The organism is Companilactobacillus paralimentarius, assembly GCF_963227125.1.
In the GTDB taxonomy this organism is placed as follows: domain Bacteria; phylum Bacillota; class Bacilli; order Lactobacillales; family Lactobacillaceae; genus Companilactobacillus; species Companilactobacillus paralimentarius.
This window is the reverse complement of the sequence record NZ_OY724131.1, coordinates 2,506,743-2,531,026: the sequence shown is the minus strand read 5'-3', so window position 1 is coordinate 2,531,026 and position 24,284 is coordinate 2,506,743. Positions and strand designations below refer to the sequence as shown.

Genomic DNA, 24,284 nt, shown 5'->3' with positions numbered 1-24,284 from the left:
GACCAATCTGAGTTATCGGCTTTGCCAACGAATATTCGCGATGTTGAGAGAGTATGATTTGTTCATAATGAAATCTCCTAACGAATTTGATGTTTCAAATATATTTCATAAGTTCAAAATTGTCAACCACAAAATGTTCATAGAAAAGTCACAAATTTTTTTCTGAAAAAAACATATAATGTAAGCATGAGCAGAAATGCGGGGAGATTCCGATGAAAAAAAATATACGTTTACTCGTTATTGTGGGTTTGATTGTCTTATTTGCAACCAGTTTAACTTATTTTGATAGTTTTTTATATCATGATCCGGTTGTAAAGGTTGAGAACGTTGCAATAACTAGTAAGCAGACTTCAACAGATGAGTATAAGAATACTGATACTGAATATACTCAAAAAGTCAGAGCAAAGTTATTGAATACCGATAAAAGAGGTCAAACAGTATCGTTTAGAAACACTTATTATAATTCACAATTGACTGATACTAAGTACCGTGTTGGTCAACAGGTGATTCTAACGAAGAGTGGAAAAGGCTATGCAGCTAAGAATGTAAAACGTGATACTCCGTTAGTATTTACTTTTGGCCTAGTGATATTTTTGCTTTATTGTATGAAATTTGATCGCCGAAAATTATTTATCAGTGTTTTGATCAATGTGGTGATTTACTTTGGATATTTACAGATAATTATTGGAACACATAATAGTATCTTGCTTCCTTTAACCGCTGTAACGGCGTTATTAATATCTGCAACGGCCCTGCTAGTCATTTTGGGACCGACATATTCAGCCTTGATGGCCTACTCAAGCACTGTTATATCAACAACAATTGCAATTCTATTGAGCGTTTTTGTTTTAAGTATGACTGGTTACAGTGGAATGCATTTGGAATTAGATGATTTTGAATTGCAACCTTACTTAGGTGTTTTTTTGTCACAAGTTTTATTTGGCGTTTTAGGTGTTATCTTGGATGAAACGATGGATATCTCTTCATCATTAATTGAAATGAAAAAAGAAGTAACTGATGTATCTGCTAAAACACTATTTAAGTCTGGTATCAATATTGGTCGAGAATTGATAGGTCCCTTAATTAATATTTTACTTTTTATCGTTATAGCGGGGAACTTAAATGTGGTTCTACTTTATTTGAGCAATGGTAACTCAGTCAGTTACACATTAAATATGACTCTTAGTTTGGGAATAGCCCAGTTATTAATTAGTGCTATTGGAATTGTTTTGACAGTTCCAATAACTAGTTTTATTTCAAGCAAAGTGATCACAAGGAGGTAAGTCATGCTATATTTATTTGCAACTTTTGTTGTTTTATTACTGATGGTGACTGGTACTCGTGGTCTGACTTTATTATTTGGATTAGGAATCAATGTTATATCCGTAATAGCACTTTTAGTTTTGATAGCTGATGGATTTAATATTTTAGTCACCACAGGCATTATCGCAATTGTAATACTGGTTGTCGCAATTTATATGAATGTTGAAAATGGCAATACTGCTAATACGGCTTTTCAAACGTCATTATTAATTATGATTTTTATTCTATTGATTACAATTCCTTTGGAATATTGGGCTAGTGCCCAAGGCATGGGTCCTGAGAATCAGGATGAACTTGAATCATTCTCTTTAGCGGCTGGAATTTCATTTCCACAGTTGGCAATTGCTATCATTGTTATCAACAGTCTAGGCGTCATTTCTGAAACTAGTGTTGCTATTACTAGTGGTTTGAATGAGATTGTTTCAAATAAACCCACTTTGACGCCAACAGAAATATTTAACGATGGTTTTTCAGTTGGAAATAAAATTCTTAACACGCAGACGAATACGTTATTGTTCAATTTCTTTTCAGCAACGTTTCCTTTATTTTTCTTAATTCATTCATTGGGGTATAAATTTACTGACATTCTGAATGATAAATTAGTTGTGGCAGAAATTTTAACCACATTAATTTGTACAATTGGCGTGATCTTAACAGTTCCTATTACATCATTTCTGGTTTATCACAAGGCTAACAAAGTTAAATTAAGGAAAACCGATAATTAATTTTCACATATAGATACTAAAACGTTGTTATAACTGGAAAATCATACCTTTGTTGGTATGATTTTTTTGTTTGGAATTGATTGCTGAAAACTTAATTATTTTAGTAAAATTTTTTTATAATCTAAATGAATAGATAATTGAGGGGAATTTTTCATGGCTTATAGCGATTGGTGGAAGAAAGCAGTGGTTTATCAAGTTTATCCGAAGAGTTTTCAAGACAGTAATAATGATGGGATTGGTGATTTACCCGGTATTACTAGTCGTTTGCCGTATATCAAAAAATTGGGTGCCGATGTTGTTTGGTTGAATCCGATTTACAAATCTCCTGATAAAGATAATGGCTATGATATTAGTGATTATTGTGCAATTCAACCCAATTATGGAACCATGAGTGATTTTGATGAAATGTTAGAAAAAGCTCATGCGTTAGGGTTAAAAATAATGATGGATTTGGTTGTTAACCATACTTCTGATCAACACAAGTGGTTCCAAGAAAGTCGTAAGTCTAAGGACAATCCTTATCGCAATTATTATATTTGGCGGGATTCGGTCGATGGTCATGAACCAAATAATTGGGGTTCGCGTTTTGCTGGATCAGCTTGGGAATTCGATGAAACTACAGGCCAATACTATTTGCATCTTTATACAAAAGAACAACCTGATCTCAATTGGGATAATCCTAAAGTTCGTCAAGAGGTCTGGAATTTAATGCGTTTCTGGTTAGATAAAGGTATTGACGGTTTCAGAATGGATGTTATCAATTTGATTTCCAAACCTGAAGGTTTGCCAGATGGCAATAAAAAAACAGGGGCCAAGTATGGTGGGACTGGTTTAGTGGCTAATGGTCATCGATTAAATGAGTTTTTAGAGGAAATGAACGATAAAGTTTTATCTAAATATGATGTCATGACAGTAGGCGAGATGCCAGGATCAACACCTAAAGAGGCTATTAAGTACGCAGGATTAAAGGAAAATAAATTAAATATGGTTTTCCAATTTAATCATATGAATATCTCCCCCAATTCTGATAAACGCTTAGGTCATTGGAACGATGAACCAATTGATTTAGTTGATTTAAAAAAGGTTTTGAGTAAGTGGGAAATTGCCTTAGACGGGAAAGGCTGGAATAGTCTCTATTGGAGTAATCATGACCAATCCCGAGCTGTATCTCGTTTTGCAACAGACAATCCAAAGTACCGTGTTTTAGCAGCTAAGATGTTGGGAACGACTCTGCATATGTTACAGGGAACGCCTTACGTTTACGAGGGCGAAGAAATCGGTATGACAAATGCACACTTCACTGAATTATCACAATATGAAGATATTCAATCTTTGAATGCCTATAAAGAATTTGTTGAAGTTGAAAAAATTGTCGATAAAGAAACAATGCTGAAGTATTTTATCGAACACGGGATAATGCTAGAACTCCAATGCAATGGAACCAAAATAATAATAGTGGATTTACAGACGGGACGCCTTGGTTAGCAGTGAATCCTAACTACTCTCAAATCAACGTTGAAGAGAATTTAGCGGATAGTAATTCCATCTTTTACTATTATCAAAAATTAATTGAATTGCGACACAAGAGTGATTTAATCGTTTATGGAGACTACGCAGTTATAGATATGGAAGACGAAGAAGTTTTTACTTATCGCCGTCGTTATAACGATGAAACTTTATTAGTTATTAATAATTTTACTGCTCACGAAGTGATCAGAGATTATGGACAAGAGAATGGGGCACTGTTAATTGGCAATTATGTTGATGATAAAAATACAAGATTGCGTCCATATGAGAGTAAAGTTTACTTGTTGAAATAAAAAGAGTTCAATATCTATTCGATATTGAATTCTTTATTTTAAATTCTTTTCAGCCAGTTTTTGAGCTAATTCTTTATCAGGATCAACTGTTAAGGTGTCAGCTTTACCGTTAAACATGACCAATCCTGATTTGGCGCCTTGTGGTTTGAATAATTGTCCAACTTTTAAAACATCAACAGGTACTTGTTTGAGCCCTCGACCTTTACTGTAGTAAGCAGTCAAATTGGCAGCTTCCAATAATGTTTGCTTGCTAGGATGGGCACTATGAACGACCACATGAGAACCGGCCAATTCACTGACATGCATCCAATAATAATCTTTATTGGCAGTCAACGTTAGGTGGTCATTTTGATCACTATTTTTACCAACTTCAACTAGGACATGATCAGTTGTGTAGAATCGACGTGGATGGGCAGGCTCTGGAGCTTTAGATGAATGCAGAATTTTAGTTTTTATAGCATCTTCAGCAATCAATTGCTTTCTAACTAGTTCAATTTGGTGAGAATCTGTCGCATCAAAATTTGTTTGACGTATAATTTGTTTTTGCAAATTTTTCTCGGCTTTATTTAAGTTATCTTGAATAGTTTTCAATCCGCGTTGGTCACGGTGATATTGATGAAAATAGGTTTCAGCGTTATCAATAATTGATTTCTTAGTATCTAAGTAGATAGTTATTTCCTTATGATCTCGGTAATCAGGTAGGATAACATAGCCTTTTTTCGTATCAATTTGAGAGGCATAAGTTTTAAGCAAAGTACCTTTCACTTTTAATTGTTCAACATCACCAATACGTGTAATAGCTTTATTTAATGATTCAATTTGTTTCTTTGTGTGATGTATTTGCCACTTAATAGCTTCAATAACTTCATTGGCGTCTGATTCAGTTTCCATGGATAAACCTCGATTTAATTATTAATCGTCATGACGACATGCATCAATAATAACACTAACCAATTATTAACAAAAAGGCTTCTATTTCCTAATTATTAGGCGATAGAAGTCTTTTTTACTTAGAATTTTTTACCAGCTTCTTCAGCTTTTTCGAATGCCTTATTTAAAATCTTTTCAGCATTTTGAGGATCGTGATCCATACCTTCTGCAAAGACACCTTGATAATCATCAACACCCATAATATGAAGAATCGTACCGATATATTGATGACCAAGGTCTAGAGAACTTGCATCGGGAGCACCATTTGAGCCATGGTAGTTACCACCATTAGCTTGAATATGGATAGCTTTTTTATTGTGTAAGTTACCTTCAGGGATACCTGCATCAGTGTAGTGGAAAGTGTCAGGAACTTGCATCACGATATCAATGTAACTCTTCATTTCGGCGGGAATAAAGAGATTGTACATAGGATTTACAAAAACATATTTGTCAGCCTGAACGAATTCATCAATCCACTTTTGTCTAGCCTCTTTAAATCTTTCTTCGTCAGCATTGAAAGATTGGCGAGCCATTGACTTGTTATAAATTGAAATAGCAATTTTATTCAATGGAAAAGGCATGTATTCAGAAACATTATGTTCGATAACTTTGTCATCGGGATGACTGATTTTATAAGCTTTAATGAAATGATTATAAAGAGCCTTAGTAGATGATTCTTTGTCTGATTGAGGATGTGCATAAATAACTAATACTGTTGACATAAGAGTGAACCTCTTTTCTTTCTTGATTATTACTATTATATGATTAAACGCTTACAAAAATAACAGGAATTATACTAGTTTATAGCATAATTCCTGTTATTAATGAAGTTTACTGAATATTGTCGGCGATTCGCCCCTTTGTTTCTGATAATTGTTGTTCTGCAGTATTTTTATCAATATTACAAAGTGCCATTAGTATTGCAACCTTAGGTTGTTGATCAGATTTTTCATAATATGTTTTAGCAGCGTCTTCTGATACGTTAGTTGCTTCAGAGATAATGCGAATAGCACGATCAATTAATTTATGATTAGTTGGTTGTAAATCAACCATTAGGTTGCTATAAGTTTTCCCAAATCTAATCATTGCCGTGGTAGAAATCATATTTAAAATTAATTTTTGTGCTGTTCCGGATTTCATTCGAGTAGAGCCTGTTAAGATTTCAGGTCCTACTACAGCTTCAATAGGATAGTCTGAATATTTACTTACCTCTGATTGAGGATTGCAACTTATAGAAGCTGTAACACATCCCAACTTCTTTGCATATTGTAATGCCGAAATGACATATGGTGTTCTACCACTTGCTGCTATTCCAATTACGACATCTTTTTTTGTGACATTATGAGTTTGTAAATCTAACGGTGCTTGTGTCAATGAGTCTTCAGCGCCTTCTACGGGTTGTGTAATGGCTTTGGAGCCACCAGCGATAATACCTTGGACCATCGTGGATTTAACTCCGAAAGTTGGTACGCATTCTGAGGCATCCAAAACTCCCAACCGCCCGCTAGTACCAGCACCTATGTAGAATAAGTGACCATCATTTTGAAAAGATTTTACGATCTTATCTACGATTAGAGCTAGTTGATCAATTATTTTGTCATTTGATATAACATTAGGAACTTCTTGATCTGCATTATTTATAGTTTTTAAGATTTTTCGTGTACTGTACTTATCAATGTTTTCTGAGTTAGGATTACGCATCTCTGTTACATTCATGTTAATTATTGCCCCCTGAGTCTAGTTTGTGGAGTGGTAACCACTTAAATAGTTCAGGTAGTTGCTCGTCCCAAAATGTCCAATTATGATTTCCAGATAAAATATTTTGGTTTAAATCTAGGTTTAATTGATTTTGCACTTTTTTTGTGAATGTTTCGCTGTCTTCTCTTAAAGAATCATCAGATCCCATGAATTGTATCCAATTTATTTTTTTTAATTGTTCAATGTTAGGTGACATAAGGTCAAAAAGACTTGTGATTTTATTGGGTTCCTTGCCAAGGATACTTTGATAATCCTCCATAAACGAAGTGACCGTATTCAGATTTGTTACTGGCGATAATGTAGCAACGTAACTAAATTTATCAGGATTAAGTGCGCTCCACTTGTATGAGCCGTATCCACCCATAGAATTTCCAACCAAAAAAGTATCTTTTTGATTTTTACTTAAAGGGAAAATTGTTTCTAAATAATTTGGTAATTCTTTACTTAAGTAATCAAAGTAAGGTAATCCACCACGAATGTTTTGAAAAAATGATCTCTGCATATCCGGTATGATGATAGCTACATTAAATTGTGACGCAAATAATTCTAGTCTCGTTTTCCTAATCCATGCACTGCCATCGTCTCCCAAGCCATGTAACCACCAAATAGTTTGAAGTGGTTTATTTATGGGCCTATCCGGCATGATGAGTCTGACAACTGTTTGTGTTTGCAATAACTTAGAGGAGAAATGAACGGAAATAAGTGCCATGATAACACCTCACTTTTTGAAATATTAAAACTGTTTTATCACAGTTATATTGAAATATTATTTCTTGCGTTTATAATGTAACCGTAATCATCATTATAGTCAAGAAGAAAAGGGGGCAAAAAATGTCATTTATAGTTGGAATTGATAGTGGTGGAACCCATATTGTGGGGCAGGTTATAGAACTTAACGGGAATATACAAAAAAACTATGAAACGGGTTCCGGTAATATTCTAATTGATGAACAGAAAACAAAATTACGTCTAAATAGAATGATTGAAACTATTTTTAATGAATATTCTTTAAAAGGTTGTGTTGGAATTGTTATTGGAATAGCTGGACTAGATACTTTTGGTGAAATTAGTGACTTTAAAAAAGAATTAACGACTAAATTCAATATACCAGTTATTTTAATGAGCGATGCCACTTTAGCTCTTTGGAATATATTATCAGGTAATGAGGGAATACTTTCATTATCAGGTACAGGGTCAGCCGTATTTTCTAGATTTGGAGAAAAAGTCGATAGAATCGGGGGATGGGGTTACTTAGTTGGGGACGAAGGCAGCGCCTATGATATTGCTAGACGTTCTTTACAAACCCTTACTTCAAGTTATGATCAGGGGAAGAATAAACGTTTTATCGATGATTATTTGAAAGAAGTAGGTCAGAAGGATTTATTTTCTTTGATTTCTAAAATTTATTCTTCCAATCGTAAAGAGATAGCAGAGTTATCTATGACAACTAATAAATTATCGTCTCAAAGTCATATTGCTAAAGAGATTATATCGGCTGCAGCAATTAGTTTAGCTAATCAAACTATTCTAATGATGCAACGTCATACTAATATTTCCAAAATAATTATAGGTGAATCAGGAAGTGTTCTTCAAAAGAACAATTTCTATAAATCTATATTTGAAAAAACAATTTTAGATATTTATCCAGAAACAAAATTCATAACCACAAGTAGAAACAATGCTTCAGGTTCAATCTATTGGTATCAGCAACATAAGGAGGATTTTAAAATATGACAATGCGACAAATTGGTTTATCAATTTATCCCGATCATAGCAACGAAGAGCAGGATAAGGCTTATTTATTACTTGGAGAAAAATATGGGTTTACTAGAATTTTTATGAGTATGTTAGAAGCTAAAGATGTTAAAGCAACAGAAAAAAAGTTTAAAAAGATTATAGAATTTGGAAATGAACATGGCTTTCAAACTACGTTGGATGTTTCCCCAAGAATTTTTAATCAATTAGGTATTTCATATACGGATTTATCTTTTTTTAAGAAATTAGGCGTTTCTGCTGTTAGATTGGACCAGGGCTTTAACGGAATTACAGAAGCAGACTTATCTTACAATCCAGAAGGACTCATAATTGAATTAAATATGAGTAATGATACAGGATACTTAGATAACATATTAAGTTATCAAGCCAATCAACCATTTTTGTATGGTTGTCATAATTTCTATCCACAAGTGGGAACAGGGTTAGAAAATCAATTCTTTGAACGCTGTAGTAAACGATTCAAGGATAGAGGAATTCATACTGCCGCATTTGTTTCTAGTCAGGTTGGTAATCAGGGTCCCTGGAATGTTAATGATGGTTTACCTACTAGAGAGTCTGACCGTAATTTACCAATCGAAGTACAGGCAAAATCTATGTTTATGAGTGGTTTAATTGATGATGTTATTATTGGCAATGCATATGCTAGCAAAGACGAATTGAAAAAGCTTGGAGAGTTGAATCGCTATAAATTAAGTTTTTCCGTAGATTTGGTTTCAGATATAAATGATGTTGAAAGGAAAATTATATTAGAAGAAAATCATTATCGTCGAGGGGATAGTAATGCCTTAGTTGCAAGGTCAACAGAATCTAGAGTTGAGTATCGAGAACAGGCAAATCGGGTACATGACAATAAAGAACAATTTAATATTGGGGATATCTTAATTGGTAACGATGCATTTGGAGTATATAAGAATGAATTACAAGTAGTGTTACAGCCACATTCCGATAGTAGAAAGAACAAAGTAGCCAGCATTAAGGAAGAAGAATTGCCTTTATTAAAATACCTGTACCCATGGACAAAATTTAATTTTACTAGATAGTGTGCACTTATTTTAGAAATTATATTTCAACAAATAACTAATAATATTGAAATATTAAAACAAGGTGTTATACTTAAAGCGAAATCAGAAAACGTTTACAGAAAGGGATGTAAAAAATGAAGAATTTTTTAGAGTGGATTGAAGCAAAATTAATGCCACCTATGGTTAAATTGTCTCAAAACCGTTACTTGGTATCCATTCGTGATGGTATCATTGCAACAATGCCTTTAGTCATGCTAGGTAGTTTCTTTGTTCTTTTTGCACAGTTTCCAATTCCAGCTTACCAAAATCTTGTTAAGCCATATGTAGCAACAATTATGTTGCCTTACAGAATTACCGTTGGTTTAATGGCTGTTTATGCAGCATTTGGTATTGGATATCAATTAGCTAAACATTATAAACTAGATGCTTTGTCTAGTGGATTAATTTCAATGGGTGCTTTTCTTATGACAACCGTTCCAGTACTAGCTAATGATGCAGCAAATCCTAAGGTTGCCTTGGGCATGGTAATGCCAATGACATACTTAGGTGGATCAGGTATGTTTACAGCTATTATCGTTGCTATTTTTTCTACTGAAATTATTAACTTTTGTAGTAAACATAATATAACCATTAAGATGCCGGATCAGGTTCCAGAATCAGTTTCACGTTCATTTGCCGCTATTATTCCTTCAGCGGTAGTTATTATCGTAGTATGGATCCTATCAGGAATTTTAAAATGGAATATCAATGAATTCTTGATGACGCTATTCAAACCAATTATTCATGTTGGCATGAATTCATATATTGGTGTTGTATTACCACCACTACTTATTACATTGTTATGGTCAACAGGTATTCATGGTGATTCCATCATTGGGAACCTTGTTCGCCCATTTTGGCTAATTCTGTGGCAACAAAATGCCGATGCAGTTGCAGCAGGTCATTTAGCTCATAATATTGCGACTGAGGGATTCTACACATTCGTTTGGATTGGTGGATCCGGTGGTACTTTAGCTCTTTGTTTAATTGCATGTATTTTTGCTAAGTCTGCATATTTGAAGCAAATTGGTAAATTGGCATTAGTACCAGGTATATTTAATATTAATGAACCAATTATCTTTGGTGCTCCGATTGTTCTAAATCCAATTTTAGCAATACCTTTTATTGTAGGACCATTTATAACAACAACAATTACATATTTTGCAATGACTTTGAACTTGGTTAATAAGACTTCTATGCTAGCGCCATTTACGGTACCATTCCCAATAATGGGTTATATGATTACACAGGCCGATGTACGTGCTATTTTCTTAATGCTTTTGAATTTTGTTATTTACTTAGTAATCTACTACCCATTCACAATGATGTATGATAGACAATTGTTAGAACAAGAGAAAGAAGAAAAGGCTGAAGAGGATTCAGAAAAAACACAAAGTGTAACAGCTTAGTTTTGTTAAATAATTAAGTATAGGAGGAAACTGATTAATGCGTAAAAGATTAGTATTTCATGGAAAACTTTCAGAGGGCGGAGTAAAGTATGTTGCTCAACGTTATGCAATGCAGTTTCATTTAACGGGTGTTTCATCCCGTGGTCCTGAGGGTAAAGTAGTTGCCGAAGTTCAGGGGAATGAAGACGCAATTGATCAGTTCAAAAAGAAGATGGCTGCTGGTAACCAATTCTTTAGTGTTGATAAAATTGACGAAGAAACAATTCCTGAAATTGATGAAAAGATGTTTCGTATTGGATAAAAATTAATCATGATACTAGGAATTGAAAACATCTCGGATTATCAGAATATTGTAAGGAATAAGAATATTGGATTAGTTACTAATTTTACTGGCCTGACGTCAAAATTTAATTTGACATCAGAAGTACTGAATCAATATGGAAAAGTAGTTAAATTATTCACGCCTGAACATGGATTACACGGAGTTGCTGCTGCGGGCGAAAATGTGGACAGCTACTACGATGATAAACTCAAGTTAGATGTGATTAGTTTGTATGGAGATCATCAAGCACCTACGGAGTCAGAGCTATCTGACGTGGATATAATTGTTTTTGATATTCAAGATATTGGAATCCGGTATTATACTTATATCTACACTCTTTTAAGAGTCATGCAAGTAGCTGAAAAAGTTAATTTATCGATATTGGTTATGGATAGACCGCTACCTTTGGGAAGGGAAAATCCGTTGGGAGATGAATTAACACCAGATTACTTTTCATTTGTAGGATTGTTACCGTTACCTAATCGTTATGGACTAACAATTGGTGAATTGGCAGAGTTTATAAAAGATAATTATTTACCTGATTTAGATTTACATGTCGGACATATGATTAATTGGAATAGTAGGAAAGATATTAAACAAAATGGATTGTCATGGATATCACCATCACCTAATTTGCCAACTTTTGATGCATTAAGGTTGTATCCAGGCCTTTGTTTAATAGAAGGGACGAACCTTTCTGAAGGTAGAGGGACCGTACGCCCCTTTGAACAAGTCGGTGCTCCTTGGATAAATGGTGAATTTCTGGCAGGTTATATGAATGATGATAGTAAAATAACTCAAGAAGGTAAGCTTGCATTCCAACCCGTATGGTTTGAACCTTTAACATCTAAATTTGAGGGTGAAGTTTGTCAAGGAATACAGATTCATATTAAAGATACTGAATTTAATGCGTTAAAATTAGGATACAGTGTTCTTAAGTCTATGATTCATCTTTATACAGATAAATTCACTTATGATTTGGTATCGCCATCTATTGGAACTAATCATCATTTTATAGAATATTTAGCTGGTAAGAATATTAGAAGTGAAATGGATTTAAATGAACTAATAGATGATACGGAATATGATAATAAAGGTTTTAAGAAGAAAGTGGAAAAATATTTCCTATATTAGGAAGGATGATTAAAATGACATATGTAATTTTAATGTTTGTTGTTCTGGCTATACTCTTTGCGGTGGCAATTAAATTGGTTAATAAGGTTTATGAAAATGGTCATCAAATTTGGAGTATTTTGGTTGGATTGACTAGTTTTGTTCTTCTAATTATTGGAACTATTACTCTACATAATCAAATAGCATTAATTATCGTACAAATTGTTTTTATGTTTGGAAGTATTGTATTTTTTATGGCATTTACTCGCAATTATAAACTATTTTTAGCTGGTAAAGGCAAAGGCTGGATTGCTGATCGTACTAGAAAAATTCAAGCTTTGAGTAAGAAGCATAATCATTAATTAGTTAAAAGGGATTAGTGATTGATGAGAAAAAGTCTCTGATAATTTTATTATCAGAGCTTTTTCTTCATGTGAGGAGGATTTTATGAACTTTAAAAATAGAGTGGATTCCGCTCGAAATGATTTAACAACTGCTGAGGCAAAAGCTGCTGAATACATTTTGGGACATTTGGAAGATACTGTTAAGTACAATGTTAAACAATTGTCAGTCGCTTCTGGTTCAAGTTCCGCAACCATTGTACGAATGGTAAAAAAACTAGATATTGAGTCTTTTACTGCGATGAAAATTATGATTTCAATGGATCTAGCAGCTAAAGATCAAAAACCACATCAAGACTTGGATATTAAGGCTAATGAATCTTACAGTTCAATTACAGATAAATTGGCTGAAAATGAAATAAAAAATATCCAACAAACGAAAGATATTTTAAAAATGTCTGATTGCGAAAAAGTCGTAAAAAGATTATTGATAACCAAAACTTTATATGTATTTGGTATTGGAGCATCAGCATTAGCAGCAGAAAATATTCATCAAAAATGGTCGCGTATTGGATTTCATGTTGTTGTGGGACGGGACATTAATGTATTTTTAACAGAATTAAGCAATGCTACTAAAGAGGATACAATTTGGTTAATATCTAATTCTGGTGATACTCCTGAGATGATATATTTGGCGGAGTACGCTAAAAAAAATAAATTGTATTGCATCACTTTAACCATGTTTGGACAAAATTATTTGTCTAAATTAGCTGATGTTCCACTAAAGACTAGTCGGCCAATGGAGCCGGACGTAAGAGTTGGGGCAACAAATTCAATAACAGGTCAATTTTTTGTTATTGATACAATTCTTTATTTGTATTTCAGTCGTGATTTTGATAAAAGTTTTAAAGCAATAACTGCTTCTAAATCATTTGTAAAAGATTATAAAAAGCATTTTAAACCGTAGGGGAAAATATGGAAATTAAACATTTTACAGATAAGTCAGATTTAAAACAGTCTATATCGTTACGTAAATATGTTTTTCATTCTGCTTATACTGAGCAGAAAGCAAAAGATTATGGTTGTTTATTGGATATGGCTGATAAAATTGGCGAATTTAAAGATAATAAGTTACTGGGACAAGTGTTGAATTTACCTATAAAAATTAATATTTACAATAATGAAATTTCTGCTGTTGGTATTAATCATGTTGGAGTTTATCCAGAAAATCGTAGTTTGGGTATTGCGTCCGAATTAATGATAGAAAGTCTGAAAAGTGCTCAGAAGCATGATCAAATCATTGCTATTTTGGAACCTTTTGCACCTAGCTTTTATAGAAAGTTTGGGTATGATTTGTTTACAGAGCGTATAAATTATCGTGTACCATTGAAAAATTATCCTAAATTTAAAAAAGATAAAAATTTTCGAGTAGTTAGGAAACCAAGGTGTGAATTAGATGATATAGAAATTAAAAATATACGGAAATGTTATCAAATAGTTGCGAGCCAAACTCATGGGATGCAATTAAGAGATAAAATGTGGTGGCAACGTCATAATTATCAGTACCCAAACTTAAACTATGGTTTTGTATATGACGGGAAAAAGATAACAGGTTATGTTAGTTACCATTTAAATGGAACTACCATGGAAATTGTTGATTTTATTTATTTATCTAATGATATTAGGCAACAACTCTGGTCCTTTTTAACGGCACATGGGTCTAATATATTTGATATTATTGGTGTATCTACATCTAATCATAATTTAAGCTATGATTTTAACGATCCTAGAATTGAACAACGATTATGGTTAAATACCATGATAAGAATTGTTGACTTAAAAAAATTTTTAAAGTTATGGATTCAATCGTTTAGTCTGAAATCTGAGATTACATTCTCAGTTGAAGATAAATTTGCACCATGGAATAATGGAACGTATAAATTGGAAAATACTTCAGTCAAATATGGTGAAATGGAGGATGGTTCTGAAAAGATAACTATGCAACAACTAGCGGCTATATTCTTAGGGCCTTTGAATCAGGAACAGTTAGTTCAATTTATGAAACCAGATAAGAATAGTTCATTATTCAAATTAATTAATTTGTCTAGAGGTAAAAGAATAGCTCATTTTTTAGAAGAATTCTAATAAGGTTATCAAAACATTGTGGTGTTGAATTTTTGAAAAATCACAATGTTTTTTTGTATAGAAAAAGTGTTAGTGGATATTCCACTAACACTATAAGAAAATAATTTGTTTTAAGGCAAATCATTACCGGCAGCAAAGTAGATGTTATACCACTCTTGTTTAGTAAGATCGATATCTCCACCTTTAGCACTGTCAGCAATGTGTTCAGGATTCATTGTTCCGATAATAACTTGAATATTAGCAGGATGTCTAAGAATCCAGGCTGCGGCAATGGCGTTTTTACTTACACCATATTTGTCTGCTAGTTCTTGTAGTTTCTTATTTAATTCAGGGAACTTGTCATTGTTAATGAATGTTCCGGCAAATGTACCATATTGGAATGGTGACCAAGCTTGAGGGGTTACACCCATACGTCTGGAGAATTCTAGGAGTCCACCATCATGATTGATTGAGCGTGTATCTGTCATATTAGTATGTAAACCAAAATCGATCATTCCAGAATGCATAATACTGAATTGTAATTGATTGATAAGAAGTCTTTGATCAAGATTCTCTTGTAAGAACATAAACTGTTCAGGATTGAAGTTAGAAACACCGAAATGACGTACTTTTCCTGATGTTTGTAGTTCATCAAATGCCTCAGCAACTTCATCTGGTTCCATTAGTGGATCTGGTCTGTGAAGTAGGAATGAATCTAAATAATCAACACCTAAACGTTCCAAGCAGCCATCGACAGCATCAATCAAATGTTCTTTAGAAAAATCATATCTTTTTCCAGGTACGATTCCACCCTTGGATTGGATAAATAAATCTTCTCTTTTAACACTACTTTGTTTTAATGCTTGACCAAAGATTTTTTCGGAATTGCCGCCACCATAGATGTCAGCAGAATCGATATAATTAATGCCACTGTCATAAGCGGTATCAATAGCCTTAGCTGCTTGTTTTGGACTTAAACTGTCCATACGCATAATACCTAGCGCAACTGCAGATGCTTGCCAGTTGGTTTCACCAATATAACGTTGTTTCATATGATTGCCTCCAATATTAATTATCACTTTAATTATTAGTGGATTATTAGTATAAGTCAATGAAAAAAGTTTACGCTTACAAAAAGTATTTCTGTCTAGACCTTTGAACATTAATCATAATTAGTCTATAGTAAACCTAACTAAACACTGAATGGTAATACGAGGTAAACAAATGGCAAGTATAAGAGATATTGCAAAAATGGCTGGAGTCTCAGCGGCAAGTGTGTCACGAATCCTTAATAACGACGAGAGTTTCAGTATTAACGAAAATACTCGTAAAAGAGTAATTGATATTGCCAATCGTTTGCACTATTCAAAGGAAAAGAATATTCGTAGTCCCAGAAATGCTAATGCGGATATGTCAATTGGACTGATTTTACGGCACAATAGTGATTCTGAATTGAGAGATCCTTATTTCTTAGCTATTCATCGTGGAATTGAAGAAGAGGCTGCCGAATGGCGATTACAGGTTACAAAGGTTTTTGGGATGCGAGATAAGGAAAAAGATTGGGATCAATTGTCCGGATATGGTGCCATTATTATGGTGGGACAGATGACCGACACAGCAATGGATCTTATCATGGATAAGAATCCCAATTTAATATTGGTAGATAATTACATCAGCAATGAAAAATACGACCGGATTCAAACTGATTTTATTGCGAAGACTTACAAAGTTTTGGATCTGCTCTATGAAAAAGGTCATCGTAATATTGCTTTTGTTGGTGGTCGCAGCAGTATTGTTGATGTGGATGGTAGTCGTATCAATAGTAGACATGAAGTTAGAGCTGACGCCTATAGTAGTTGGATGCAACTTCACGATTTAACCAAATATTCAGACGTTAATATTGGTCAATGGTCGGCTGAAGATGCTCTGCAAATGACTAGCGAGATACTGCAGGGAGACGATTTACCAACTGCTATTTTAGTAGCCAGTGATCCCATGGCTATGGGTGTTTACAAAGCTATTAGTAATGCTGGTTTAAAGATTCCTGAAGACATTTCAATCGTTAGTTTCGATGATGTGGAAATGAATCGCTATTTAACACCAACCCTTTCGAGTATCAAAATGGATTCTGAAGAAATGGGGCGTATTGCTGTTAAGGTTGCACGTGAGAAGATGATTGGTAATCGTAAGATGCCGATTCAAATAGTTTGTTCAAGTGAGTTGAAAATAAGAGATTCAATACGTGACTTAACAAAAAAGAATAAATAAATTTGAAATATCTGTTATTTATAAAAAATAATGGATATTTTTTATTTAGGGTTGTGTAAACGTTAACTAAACAGTTATAGTAATTCCTGTAAACGTTTACATAATAGTAAAGAGGGGAATCATGAAATGAAAAACTTTTTAAATGCATTTCAGAAGAAAATGGGACCAATTTCAGAATTAATTGGTGCCAATAAATATCTTCTAAGTTTACGTGATGGCTTTATGTTAGCTTTCCCAGCCACGATGTTCGGTTCTATCATGGTTATTTTGCAAAACTTACCTACAACGTTTGGTTTTGGAGGTTTTTTGCCAAAATGGTTTAATACTTTTTTGACTGACTTCTTTGGACCTGTTGGTAACGCAACAATGTCAGTTTCAGCACTATTTATCGTCTTTGGTATTGGATATCAATTGGCCGGACACTATGGTCAGCAAAAGATTTTCGCTGGTGCCATTTCACTTTCCAGTTTTTTGATGTTACTTCCTATTGGTACTGATAAAAAGATGGGTGCATTCATTGCTATCAATGATTTAGGTGCTCAAGGTATGTTTGTTGGTATCATCGTAGCCATTATTGCTACAAAAATTTATTGTGCTATCAGTGCAGCTCACATCACTATTAAGATGCCTGATTCTGTTCCCCCTATGATTGCTGAATCATTCGTAGCTATCATTCCTGGTGCAGCTCCATTACTACTATTTAATATTATTCGTTATATCTTCACTTTCACACAGTGGGGAAATGCAGTTGACTTTGTTTATGAAATTTTACAACAACCACTTATGGGATTAGGTGGAACACTTCCAGCCGTCCTAATAGCCGTATTCTTTACACAACTATTCTGGTGGTTCGGTGTTCATGGTACTTTGCTTGTTAACTCAATCATTGATCCTATTATGGGAGCTTTAGCTATTCAAAACTACAATGCTTACAAAGCAGGTGCAGCTCATCTTCCACATATTATTAACACAACATTCATGGGTGTTTTCGTTAACCAAGGTATGCAATTAGGTTGCGCAATTGTTTTTGCTTTCTTCTTGGCTAAATCAGTTCGTATGAAGACAACTATGAGAACCGTCTTTGCTCCAGCTATCTTTAATGTTTCAGAACCTATGACTTATGGTTTACCTATTGTTTTGAACCCTGTTTTACTAGTTCCATGGATCTTGGCACCACTTGTTTCAACAACAATTTCTTACTTTGCTATCGCTGTTGGATTAGTTCCAAGACCAATTGGTGCAACAGTTGTTTGGACGACGCCTATCTTCTTAGCTGGATGGTTAGGTACAGGATCAATCGCTGGTGCTATCTTGCAAATTGTCGATGTTGTCGTTATGACATTGATTTGGATTCCATTCTTGAAAGCAATGGATAACGAATTCTTGAAGGAAGAACAAGCAGCAGCCAATCAACAAGAAGCTGGTGCTACTGATAAATAAGGAGTAATAATTATGAGAACTGATACGTTGAAATATAAATATTCATATAATGCCGATCAAGCGGATTTGTACCAAACCTTAGTTAATGAACAATTGAAATATTTTCAACGTACAGATCCCAGGATTAGACACTTAGAAAAGGGTACGAAGATTCAAGCCCAGTTAACTACGAAAATGAAGAAGTTTACTACGACAAATACAATGACAGTCAAAGATATTGTTAAGAATAAGTTGTTTCAATTTGAAACGAAGCAACCTGATGGTGAAATTTTACAAACTTATGAGTTTGAAACTAATAAACGTGGTAAAAAATTCTTAATTTATTCAGAACAGAACACTTTTAATAATGCACGTAATCAAACTAATTTTATCTTTATCGGAATGCTCTACAAATTCTTTTATAACCGTGGAGTTAAGAAAAGAATGCAATATTTAGATGATTTAGCTATTGGTTAAAGGAGTAAGAGACTAGAAGGAGACGTTTTTCACATGATTGATGTAATCTCAAACAAAATATTTTATTTGCACAACGACAAAGTTAGTTACCTATTCAATGTTATGGAAAATAAACAATTAGGACATCTCTATTATGGAAAAAATTTAGGTGATCTTGAAGAAAGTGATCTTGATTACTTGTTGAAACATGACAGTAAATCAGCCGGAACAGTTAAATATTCTCCTGAAATTAAGAATTTTACTTTAGCCGATCACGAATCAGAATATCCAGTTTATGGTTCTTCAGATTATCGTGAAGGTGCTATCGATGTTTATCGTGCAGATGAGCCTTGGTATTTAGATTTTCATTTTGAAAATTACACAATTGAAAAAACAAAGACACGTGATTTAAAATTTCCTGCTAGCTATGCTCAAGGTGAGAACGATGCTGAAACCTTAATAATTACTCTGGAAGATCAAGAGCACGAATTGCGTTTGATTGAATACTTTACTATTTTTGCCAACTACAGTGCAATTGTTCGTAGTCAAAAATTGATTAATTTGAGTGATACGACAGTTCAAATTCACAATATGATGAGTGGAGTTTTGAGTCTACCAACAGCTGATTATGATTTTCTTAGTTTATCAGGCGCATGGTTAAAAGAACGTCATATTAAATGTCGTCCAATTGAACAAGGAATCACTGCGGTTGAATCGCTCAAAGGAGCATCCAGTCATCAACAAAATCCTTTTGTCGCGCTTGTTGATAAAAAAGCTGATATTAATCAAGGTAACATTTATGCAGCTAATCTCATTTATTCAGGTAATTTTTTAAGTCAAGTGGAAGTCAACGAATGGGATAAAGCTAGGTTATCGATTGGTATTAATCCAAAGTATTTTGAATGGCAATTGGCTAAAAATGAAGAATTTACAACTCCAGAATCAGTCTTTTACTACAGTGATCAAGGATTCAACGGCTTGATCAAAGAGACCAATGGATTTACTGAAGATCATGTTATTGCTAGAAAATGGCAGGAAAATCTACGTCCAATTGTCTTTAATAATTGGGAAGCCACCTATTTTGATTTTAATGAGGATAAACTATTGTCTTTAGCACAAGAAGGCAAAAAATTAGGTATGGAATGTTTTGTGTTAGATGATGGTTGGTTTGGACATCGTGATGATGATCGGTCTTCTTTAGGAAATTGGGCTGTTGATCATCGTAAATTCCCTAATGGTATGGGAAGCTTTGCTAAAAGAATTCATGATATGGGTTTGGAATTTGGACTTTGGTTCGAACCTGAAATGGTTTCACCTGACACGGATATGTACAAAAACCACCCTGATTGGGTAGTACGCCATCCTTATAAACGTGTAGGAATTGGTCGTGGTCAATACGTACTTGATTTTGCTAATCCTGAAGTAGTAGACGCGGTTTACCAACAAATGAAACCAACGATTGCTGAAACAAATTTGGATTACATTAAGTGGGATATGAATCGTAATATTACCGAGGCTTATTCACCATATTTGGCCAAAATTAATCGTCCACAAGGCGAGTTTTTTCACCGCTATATCTTAGGAGTCTACGCGCTCTATCAAAAGATGCTCACTGATTTCCCTAATATTTTAATTGAGGGCTGCTCTGGTGGTGGCGGAAGATTTGATTTAGGTATTCTCTTCTATAGTCCACAAATCTGGCCTAGTGATGATAGTGATGCTATTGAAAAATTGGATATTTTAACAGGTACAACTTTAGCTTATCCACTATCTGCATTTAGTAATCACGTTTCAGCTATCCCGAATGATCAAGTTAAACGCAATACTCCATTAACTTTGAGACAAGATGTTAGTGATTTTGGACCTTTAGGTTATGAGTTGGATATTACTAAATTGGATGATGAACAGAAACAAAAAATTAAGAATAATATTGCATTTTACAAACAAAATCGTCAATTATTGTTGCATGGTAGATTACAACAACTAGTTTCAGTGGATCCTGCCAGCAATTTAGTATCCTGGGGCGTAACAGATAATCAAAAGAGTGAATCCTTTATTGGCTTCTATCGCAAAATCGCACAACCTAATTCAGCAGTAGTAAGACATATTGCAGTTCCGTTTTTGGACGAAACTAAACACTATGCGGTTGATGATAAATTTAAGGTTTCCGGTCGAATTCTAAAGAATATTGGACTTTTGGAACCGTTCGAATTTAACGGAGCTAATTTGGAAACGGCCCAGATTAGTGGTGATTATCAATCTTGGATGTACCACTTGATAGCTAAAGATTAACGAGAGGGTGAGTTAGTGAAAACCACAGATAAATTCTTATACGGTGGTGATTATAATCCTGAACAGTGGTTGGATCAGCCTGAAGTCTTGAAACAGGACTTAGAATTAATGCAAAAAGCCAAAATAAATACTGTGACTTTAGATACTTTCTCCTGGGCATCAATTGAACCGCGAGAAGGGGAATACCACTTTGAATGGTTAGATAAAATTTTTGATGATATTTATCAAATTGGTGGTCACGTTATTTTAGCAACACCAAGTGGAGGACGCCCTCAATGGATGAGTCAAAAATATCCAGAAGTTAATCAAGTTGATGAATATGGGCGAAGACATAAGCATGGATTCAGACAGAATCACTGTTACTCGTCACCAGTATATCGGCAAAAAACGCGTCAGATTAATACAATATTGGCTAAGCGTTATGGTAAACATCCTGCTCTATTGATGTGGCATGTTTCCAATGAATTCGGTGGTCAATGTTTCTGTGATCTGTGTCAAGATAATTGGCGTCAATGGCTACAAAAGAAATATCATACACTAGACAATTTAAACCAGGCTTGGTACCTAAAGGTTTGGAGCGGTTTGTATAGTGATTGGAGTCAGGTATTGCCACCTAATCCCCTTGGAGAAACTAAAGTTCATGGAATGGATTTGGATTGGAAACGTTTTGTCACCGATATGACGATGGATTTCTATGAAAATGAAGCCGAACCTTTAAGAGAAATCACCCCAAATATTCCAATTACGACTAATTTTATGGCTGAAGGCTTGGATAAAGGTGATTATTATCCTATTACTGGTTTGGACTACAGTCGTTTTGCTAAGAAGGTCAATATAGTGAGTTGGGATAGTTATCCAGCTTGGCATAACGATTACGAAACGCTGGCGGATACGGCAATGAAATCGGCTTATACTCACGATTGCTTCTATTCATTGAAACATCAACCGTTTCTAATTATGGAATCGACACCTAGTTGTATTAATTCACAACAATACAATAAAGCTAAAAAACCAGGAATGAACATTCTCAGTTCCTTACAACAAATTGCACATGGATCTGATAGTACGCTGTATTTCCAGATTCGACAGGCACAAGGTAATTCGGAGAAATTTCATGGTGGCGTGATAGGACATGATAGTTCTAGTCAAAATCGTGTTTATCAAGAAGTAGCTCAATATGGTCAAAAATTGAATAGCATTGCTGAAATCAAGGGTGCTGTCAAACATCCTAAAGTCGGTATTTTCTATGATTGGGAGAGTAACTGGGCTTTCAATCGTGGTGGAGCCTTTGGACGCCCGACTAGATTAGGTATTCAGACTTTACAAAAACACTATTCAGTTTTTTGGGGACAAGATATCGCCTGTGAAATTATCAACGGAGACGACGACTTCTCTAAATATGATTTGATTGTGGCACCGATTTTGTACATGGCTAAGGACAAAACTGTCGATAAGCTGACTAAGTTTGTAGAAGCTGGTGGCACTTTGATTTCTAGTTACTTCACAGGTATGGTGGATGAATATGATCGTGTAGTTTTAGGTGGCTTCCCAACTAAATTACGTACTTTGTTTGGTATAAATACTAAAGAAATCGATACACTTTATCCCAAGCAACATGGACATATTGAGTTCAATCAAAAATTCTATGAAACAAAAGATTATAACCAAGTAATTGAAGCTACGACCGCAAAGGTTTTAGCCGAGTATCGGGATGATTTTTATCAAGGAACGCCAGCAGTAGTAAGTAATAATTTGGGATCAGGAAAAACTTATTACTTAGCAACTAGGTTAGGGGACGACTTTTTAAAAGAATTTTATCAACCAATTATTGATGGCGAATTTTATAATCAAGTTAGCCACTTTAGAAAAATGACAAAATAAAAACACCAAGACGTAAAAATCAGGTATCATTGGAGTTCTCACACAAACAATGAAAGAGGTTTTTCGTCTTGGTGCTAGAGCAGAATATCATAAATCGTCCTAAAGGACATCATTTAACTGAAATTGAACGTGGAAAGATTGCTTCCTTTCATTCAATTGGCTACTCGAATCGCCAGATAGCTAAAGCTATCGGCGTTTCACCTCAGACTATTAATAATGAAATTAACAGAGGTACTGTTGAGCAGATCAAGAAAGTTAATGGTAAAGTTCAACACTTGAATTGCTACTTTCCTGACACTGCACATCAAAAGTATGTAAAGAACCGTAAGCTTTGCCATCGTCCTTCTAAATTCGACCAAGTCACAGCCTTTTTAGGCTTCTTTGTAAGCCAGTTCATAGATAATGGATGGTCACCTGATACGGCCGTTGGACGAGCTAAGAACGAAGAATTATTCTTAGTAGATGAAATGGTTTGTACTACTACACTTTACAAATATATTGATGAACAACGACTTGAAATCCGGAATATTGATCTGGTAGAAAAGTCAACTAGACCGACTAAGCAACATACTTCAAAAAAGCATAAGCGTCTACTTGGTCGTAGTATTGAGAAACGCCCTAAAAGTGTTGATAGCAGAGAATCCTTTGGGGACTTTGAGATAGACACGATTGTGGGCAAAAGAAATGGCCATGAGAGTGTCGTCTTAACGCTCATAGAGCGTAAGACACGCTTTGAAATAATGAGACTTATTGACGGTAGAGATGCCGACTCTGTAGATTATGCTATGAAAGAGATCATAAAGAACTATGGTGATCTTATCAATTCAATCACTGCAGACAATGGCCCTGAGTTCTCTAATCTATCATCTGATATGGCTGGCGTTGCGGATGTTTACTTCACACACCCATATACATCTTGTGAACGTGGAACAAATGAAGTACATAATCGAATGATACGTCGTGACTTGCCCAAAGGGCTGTCACTGGATACAGTCAGCCCAAAAGTAATAAGAGACATAGAATTTAAGCTCAACAATATGCCTAGAAAGTTATTGAACTATAAAACGCCACAAGAACTCTTTGCTAGTTCCTGTGGCGCTTAAAGACATATTTATAAACTTCAAATACTGATATCACTTGGATTCAATTTATTTTGTCCAAGTGGCTAACTTGTTATTGAAATTTTCGATAAGTATTTCTTCTATCGATTACTTGATCAAAATCGTATTTTTTCATAATTTAACCCCTTCAAAAACTGATTAATAA

At 34.4% G+C, this 24,284-nt stretch carries 21 protein-coding genes and 1 pseudogene; 17 read left to right on the top strand and 5 right to left on the bottom strand.

What is annotated here, in order from left to right:
* Positions 1-212: 212 nt before the first annotated feature.
* The 3 genes and pseudogenes from ACI6PB_RS12440 (at position 213) to ACI6PB_RS12430 (ending at position 3,868) form a co-directional block, all read left to right on the top strand.
* Entirely contained in the window at positions 213-1,283 is a 1,071-nt protein-coding gene (locus ACI6PB_RS12440; protein ID WP_056955876.1) for a YibE/F family protein, read from the top strand.
* Between the two features lie 3 nt (positions 1,284-1,286).
* Positions 1,287-2,048 carry a YibE/F family protein gene (locus tag ACI6PB_RS12435; protein WP_056955875.1) on the top strand — a complete coding sequence of 254 codons (762 nt, stop codon included), beginning with the start codon at positions 1,287-1,289 and terminating at the stop codon, positions 2,046-2,048.
* Positions 2,049-2,201: 153 nt separating this feature from the next.
* Positions 2,202-3,868, top strand: a pseudogene (locus ACI6PB_RS12430) (glycoside hydrolase family 13 protein).
* A gap of 33 nt (positions 3,869-3,901) precedes the next feature.
* On the opposite strand, the gene ACI6PB_RS12425 reads toward ACI6PB_RS12430, so the two are convergent.
* The 4 genes from ACI6PB_RS12425 to ACI6PB_RS12410 form a co-directional block, all read right to left on the bottom strand.
* Positions 3,902-4,759, bottom strand: a complete 858-nt coding sequence (locus ACI6PB_RS12425; RefSeq protein ID WP_025085989.1) for an NFACT RNA binding domain-containing protein — start codon at positions 4,757-4,759, stop codon at positions 3,902-3,904.
* Between the two features lie 119 nt (positions 4,760-4,878).
* Entirely contained in the window at positions 4,879-5,520 is a 642-nt protein-coding gene (locus ACI6PB_RS12420; RefSeq protein ID WP_404327525.1) for an FMN-dependent NADH-azoreductase, read from the bottom strand.
* Positions 5,521-5,629: 109 nt separating this feature from the next.
* Positions 5,630-6,514 (bottom strand): N-acetylmuramic acid 6-phosphate etherase, encoded by an 885-nt coding sequence (murQ, locus tag ACI6PB_RS12415; protein ID WP_404327524.1) that lies wholly within the window; start codon positions 6,512-6,514, stop codon positions 5,630-5,632.
* Position 6,515: 1 nt separating this feature from the next.
* The gene (locus ACI6PB_RS12410) at positions 6,516-7,265 is read right to left on the bottom strand and encodes an alpha/beta hydrolase (protein WP_404327523.1); all 750 of its coding nucleotides are present in this window, start codon (positions 7,263-7,265) and stop codon (positions 6,516-6,518) included.
* Positions 7,266-7,387: 122 nt separating this feature from the next.
* Between ACI6PB_RS12410 and ACI6PB_RS12405 the strand changes: the two genes are divergently transcribed.
* The 8 genes from ACI6PB_RS12405 to ACI6PB_RS12370 all read left to right on the top strand — a co-directional run bounded on the left by ACI6PB_RS12405 (position 7,388) and on the right by ACI6PB_RS12370 (position 14,723).
* Positions 7,388-8,290 carry a BadF/BadG/BcrA/BcrD ATPase family protein gene (locus ACI6PB_RS12405; RefSeq protein WP_404327522.1) on the top strand — a complete coding sequence of 301 codons (903 nt, stop codon included), beginning with the start codon at positions 7,388-7,390 and terminating at the stop codon, positions 8,288-8,290.
* Complete coding sequence (locus ACI6PB_RS12400; RefSeq protein ID WP_404327520.1) at positions 8,287-9,372, top strand: DUF871 domain-containing protein; 1,086 nt, start codon at positions 8,287-8,289, stop codon at positions 9,370-9,372. The genes ACI6PB_RS12405 and ACI6PB_RS12400 overlap by 4 nt, the downstream gene beginning before the upstream one ends.
* A 116-nt stretch (positions 9,373-9,488) precedes the next feature.
* Positions 9,489-10,802, top strand: a complete 1,314-nt coding sequence (locus tag ACI6PB_RS12395) for a PTS sugar transporter subunit IIC (protein ID WP_054642665.1) — start codon at positions 9,489-9,491, stop codon at positions 10,800-10,802.
* A 37-nt stretch (positions 10,803-10,839) separates the two neighbouring features.
* Positions 10,840-11,103 (top strand): acylphosphatase, encoded by a 264-nt coding sequence (locus ACI6PB_RS12390; RefSeq protein ID WP_404327519.1) that lies wholly within the window; start codon positions 10,840-10,842, stop codon positions 11,101-11,103.
* Positions 11,104-11,112: 9 nt separating this feature from the next.
* The gene (locus ACI6PB_RS12385) at positions 11,113-12,258 is read left to right on the top strand and encodes an exo-beta-N-acetylmuramidase NamZ domain-containing protein (protein ID WP_404327518.1); all 1,146 of its coding nucleotides are present in this window, start codon (positions 11,113-11,115) and stop codon (positions 12,256-12,258) included.
* A 14-nt stretch (positions 12,259-12,272) separates the two neighbouring features.
* A complete protein-coding gene (locus ACI6PB_RS12380; protein WP_404327517.1) occupies positions 12,273-12,599 on the top strand; it encodes a hypothetical protein in 327 nt (108 codons plus the stop codon).
* Positions 12,600-12,684: 85 nt separating this feature from the next.
* Positions 12,685-13,545: a MurR/RpiR family transcriptional regulator gene (locus ACI6PB_RS12375; protein WP_404327516.1), complete on the top strand. Its 861-nt coding sequence runs from the start codon at positions 12,685-12,687 to the stop codon at positions 13,543-13,545.
* An 8-nt stretch (positions 13,546-13,553) separates the two neighbouring features.
* Positions 13,554-14,723 (top strand): enhanced intracellular survival protein Eis, encoded by a 1,170-nt coding sequence (locus ACI6PB_RS12370; protein ID WP_404327515.1) that lies wholly within the window; start codon positions 13,554-13,556, stop codon positions 14,721-14,723.
* Between the two features lie 110 nt (positions 14,724-14,833).
* Here the strand turns inward: ACI6PB_RS12370 and ACI6PB_RS12365 are convergent, their stop codons facing one another.
* Positions 14,834-15,754 carry an aldo/keto reductase family oxidoreductase gene (locus ACI6PB_RS12365; protein WP_404327514.1) on the bottom strand — a complete coding sequence of 307 codons (921 nt, stop codon included), beginning with the start codon at positions 15,752-15,754 and terminating at the stop codon, positions 14,834-14,836.
* Between the two features lie 172 nt (positions 15,755-15,926).
* Here ACI6PB_RS12365 and ACI6PB_RS12360 point away from each other — a divergent pair, with 172 nt between their 5' ends.
* The 6 genes from ACI6PB_RS12360 (at position 15,927) to ACI6PB_RS12335 (ending at position 24,121) form a co-directional block, all read left to right on the top strand.
* The gene (locus ACI6PB_RS12360; protein WP_404327513.1) at positions 15,927-16,970 is read left to right on the top strand and encodes a LacI family DNA-binding transcriptional regulator; all 1,044 of its coding nucleotides are present in this window, start codon (positions 15,927-15,929) and stop codon (positions 16,968-16,970) included.
* A gap of 126 nt (positions 16,971-17,096) precedes the next feature.
* The gene (locus tag ACI6PB_RS12355; RefSeq protein WP_404278722.1) at positions 17,097-18,410 is read left to right on the top strand and encodes a PTS sugar transporter subunit IIC; all 1,314 of its coding nucleotides are present in this window, start codon (positions 17,097-17,099) and stop codon (positions 18,408-18,410) included.
* A gap of 12 nt (positions 18,411-18,422) precedes the next feature.
* Positions 18,423-18,866 (top strand): DUF3284 domain-containing protein, encoded by a 444-nt coding sequence (locus ACI6PB_RS12350; protein WP_404327512.1) that lies wholly within the window; start codon positions 18,423-18,425, stop codon positions 18,864-18,866.
* A gap of 33 nt (positions 18,867-18,899) precedes the next feature.
* Positions 18,900-21,137, top strand: coding sequence for an alpha-galactosidase (locus ACI6PB_RS12345; RefSeq protein ID WP_404327511.1), 2,238 nt, complete (start codon positions 18,900-18,902; stop codon positions 21,135-21,137).
* 15 nt (positions 21,138-21,152) lie between these two features.
* The gene (locus ACI6PB_RS12340; RefSeq protein ID WP_404327510.1) at positions 21,153-23,018 is read left to right on the top strand and encodes a beta-galactosidase; all 1,866 of its coding nucleotides are present in this window, start codon (positions 21,153-21,155) and stop codon (positions 23,016-23,018) included.
* A 68-nt stretch (positions 23,019-23,086) separates the two neighbouring features.
* The gene (locus tag ACI6PB_RS12335) at positions 23,087-24,121 is read left to right on the top strand and encodes an IS30 family transposase (RefSeq protein ID WP_059075255.1); all 1,035 of its coding nucleotides are present in this window, start codon (positions 23,087-23,089) and stop codon (positions 24,119-24,121) included.
* Positions 24,122-24,284: the final 163 nt, after the last annotated feature.